The following is a 2,851-nucleotide window of genomic DNA, read 5'->3' as shown; positions in this document are numbered from 1 at the left end:
GTCATCGCGGCAACGGGGCTGCCGGTGGCGATGACGGTGCGCAGGTGGTCGGCGAATTCCAGGGTGGCGGTGAAATCCGTTCCGGAACAAGACCATTCGCGCAAGGCGATGGATCCGTCGGCGCGGGTGTACCGGTCGAGGAAGGCGGCGGGGTCGAGGTCGGTGAGCTCGGCGCGCAGGCCCTTGGGGGCAGCGGCGAACAGGGCATGGTCCAGTGTCAGCGTCATTGCAGGTGAGGTCTTCCCGAAGATGTCTTCGTTGGCAGGTGGGACCAGCAGAACGATGAAAAGCAGCCCGCAGCGTAGGGGCTGGTCCGAATCAGACCCCGCTACGGCGGGTTACTACGAGAAGAATTCGCCGTGAGGCTGCCTGCGCGGTCTGCGCAGCAGCGACCGCGAGGTCGCGGTCAGCGACTAGCAGCGCGGCACAGCGGGCGGGATTCGGCACGCAGTCGAGAATAGGGCGATCGTCGCGAAACCGCAACCTGGTTCACTGCCCGGAGTGTCTACCGGTGAGTACCATCACCGCAGCTCAGGATCGGTAACGTCGGCCCCGGCGACGGCGATGGGTACCGGATCGAGTTCGAACAGCGGCCGAGCACGCTGATGCACCGGGAGGACCCTTCGGAGGGTGCCCCGCCGCGGGATCGGGTGGATCTGGCGGGCGGGTCGGCGCGGCTCGTCGCCCGCGAGCGCTGAATCCGGTCAGCGCCGCGACGCTGCACCGGTCAGGGGTTCCACCGAGGCGAGGGCGCGGGCCGAACCGTCGACGTCGACCTGGACCCGCAGACGCTCGGGTTGCGAACTCGTCCGCAACACCACTTTGTCGCCCATCATCACCGGGCCGACGTGTTCGACGATCGCGCGGTACGGCAACCGATGACGGTCCGGGTGCGCGGCGAGCGCTTCCTCCATGGCCTCCCAGTACACCGCGTTGTTGACATGGCCGAGCCGGTCGACGTCGGTGACGCGCAGCGGGAACGGCACCTCCTCCACCTCCGCGACGTCGAGTTCGGTGAGCGCGGCTTTCCAGCGCAGGCGATGTTCGGTGGTGCTGGCCAGCATCGGCGCCATGAACGCGTCGCTCATCCGCGCGGGACGGCCGGCGACGGGGTCGATGTGGATCAGGAACGCCGCGGCCTCGATGTGCCCACCATTCTCCCCGCGCAACCGAATGCGCATGTCGCACCAACGATTCGAGAGCGCGTCGGCCCAGCGGCGGAGCTGGACGCGGTCGCCGAACATGATCGGCTCGTACACGTCGATCACCGTGCGCCGCACGATCCACGCCTGATGGGTGTCGCCGTCCTCCACCGCGTCGAGATGATCGAACCCGATGTCCTGCAGGTAGCGCGCCACCGCGTCGAGCCGCAGCCGGTCGTCGCCATCGGTGTCGCCGAGTCGTACCGGCCACGACATCGCGAAGGCCTGCTCGATATCGGGGCAGTCGGGCAGCGGGGTCGCGATGACGGGCTCGGTCATAGGGCCGATGCTGCCACACCGGTGTCGCCAGTGACACGCGCCTCAGTACGGATCCGCCGAAGGCATTGAATCACTACGATTTTCGGCCGTAGGGTCGGTTCGACGCCGGACGACAGGATGGATGCGATGCTGATCGATTTCACGCCGGACAAGGCGCTGTACCCCTTCGAATCCCGCTGGTTCGAATCGTCGGCGGGCCGGGTGCACTACATCGACGAGGGCTCCGGGATCCCCATTCTTTTCTGTCACGGCAGCCCCACCTGGAGCTTTCTCTACCGCAAGATCATCGGCCAACTGGGCGACCGGTTCCGGTGCGTAGCAATCGACTACCCGGGCTTCGGACTGTCCGAACGACCACCCGGGTACGGCTACACGATCGCCGAACATGCCGCGGTGGTCGGCGAGCTCGTCGACCATCTCGGGCTCGACCAGTTCGTCGTCATGGGCCAGGACTGGGGCGGACCGATCGGCGCCGCGGTCGGCGCCGATCGAGCCGATCGGGTGCGCGGGCTGGTGCTCGGCAACACCCTGTTGTGGCCGACGGATACCTGGCCGCAGAAGGCGTTCAGCCGGGTCATGAGCAGCTCGCCGATGCAGCGGCGGATTCTGCGCGACAACCTTCTCGTCGAGCGTTTCCTGCTCGGTGAGCTGCGGAACACGATCAGCGAGGCCGAGGCCGATCACTACCGCGAAGTGCAACCTTCACCCGAAGCCCGGCGCGGGATCGCCGCGATGCCCGGGCAGATCCTGGCCGCTCGCCCCTTCCTCGAACAGCTGGCGATCGACGTGCCCGCCCGGCTCGGCGCCACACCGACGCTGCTGATCTGGGGCATGAAGGATATGGCGTTCCGTCCCGCCGCGTTCCTGCCACGAATGCGCGACACGTTCACCGACCACCGGGTCCTCGAACTGCCCGACGCCAGACACTTCATCCCCGAACACGAGCCCGGCAAGATCGCCGAAGCTATCGTCCAGCGTTTTCGCTGACGCCGCCCCGACCGCTTCCTCGCGAGGCAGCGGGGCACTCCGTCGGCACCTGGTGGTGCGCCGGTTTCCGCGATCGACCGTGAGCGAATCGCTGGCTAATAAAATGTGACCAGATTGTGAATCTCCCGCGAGTCGCCGCCGAGAACGGCCGATCGCACGGTAGCGTCGCGGCCGCTAGGCCAATTGTTACTGCGTGAAAGGAATTGTTCGACATGGCATTCGAAGTCACTGGGGCTATCGGCGATCACTACAACGAAGCCGGTGGCGCGTCCAGCCCGCTGGGTGAGCCGACCTCGGCAGAGCAGGACGCCGCCAATGGTGGCAAGTTCCAGGAATTCACCGGCGGAGTCATCTACTTCAAGCTCCCGACCGGGGCCAAGACC

At 66.7% G+C, this 2,851-nt stretch carries 4 protein-coding genes and 1 pseudogene; 3 read left to right on the top strand and 2 right to left on the bottom strand.

Annotation, left to right across the window (positions count from 1 at the left end):
• A pseudogene (locus ACFWF3_RS30895) lies at window positions 1–227 on the bottom strand (2-keto-3-deoxygluconate kinase); the annotation flags it as partial.
• A gap of 309 nt (window positions 228–536) precedes the next feature.
• Here ACFWF3_RS30895 and ACFWF3_RS30890 point away from each other — a divergent pair.
• The gene (locus tag ACFWF3_RS30890; RefSeq protein WP_379317244.1) at window positions 537–698 is read left to right on the top strand and encodes a DUF6191 domain-containing protein; all 162 of its coding nucleotides are present in this window, start codon (window positions 537–539) and stop codon (window positions 696–698) included.
• A gap of 6 nt (window positions 699–704) precedes the next feature.
• Here the strand turns inward: ACFWF3_RS30890 and ACFWF3_RS30885 are convergent, their stop codons facing one another.
• Window positions 705–1,481 carry an acyl-[acyl-carrier-protein] thioesterase gene (locus tag ACFWF3_RS30885; RefSeq protein WP_379317241.1) on the bottom strand — a complete coding sequence of 259 codons (777 nt, stop codon included), beginning with the start codon at window positions 1,479–1,481 and terminating at the stop codon, window positions 705–707.
• 126 nt (window positions 1,482–1,607) lie between these two features.
• Here ACFWF3_RS30885 and ACFWF3_RS30880 point away from each other — a divergent pair, with 126 nt between their 5' ends.
• Complete coding sequence (locus ACFWF3_RS30880) at window positions 1,608–2,468, top strand: haloalkane dehalogenase (RefSeq protein WP_379317240.1); 861 nt, start codon at window positions 1,608–1,610, stop codon at window positions 2,466–2,468.
• A gap of 212 nt (window positions 2,469–2,680) precedes the next feature.
• Window positions 2,681–2,851: LGFP repeat-containing protein (locus tag ACFWF3_RS30875; RefSeq protein ID WP_379317242.1), on the top strand; the 171-nt coding region annotated here is incomplete at its 3' end.

Source organism: Nocardia sp. NPDC060220, from assembly GCF_042727815.1.
In the GTDB taxonomy this organism is placed as follows: Bacteria; Actinomycetota; Actinomycetes; order Mycobacteriales; family Mycobacteriaceae; genus Nocardia.
Note: the sequence above shows the minus strand (reverse complement) of the source record. Positions and strands in the feature narration are given on the sequence as shown.

Coding starts and splice junctions, on each gene's coding strand:
- ACFWF3_RS30885 (WP_379317241.1), bottom strand. CDS start 1,481: ATGACCGAGCCCGTCATCGCGACCCCGCTGCCCGACTGCCCCGATATC.
- ACFWF3_RS30880 (WP_379317240.1), top strand. CDS start 1,608: ATGCTGATCGATTTCACGCCGGACAAGGCGCTGTACCCCTTCGAATCC.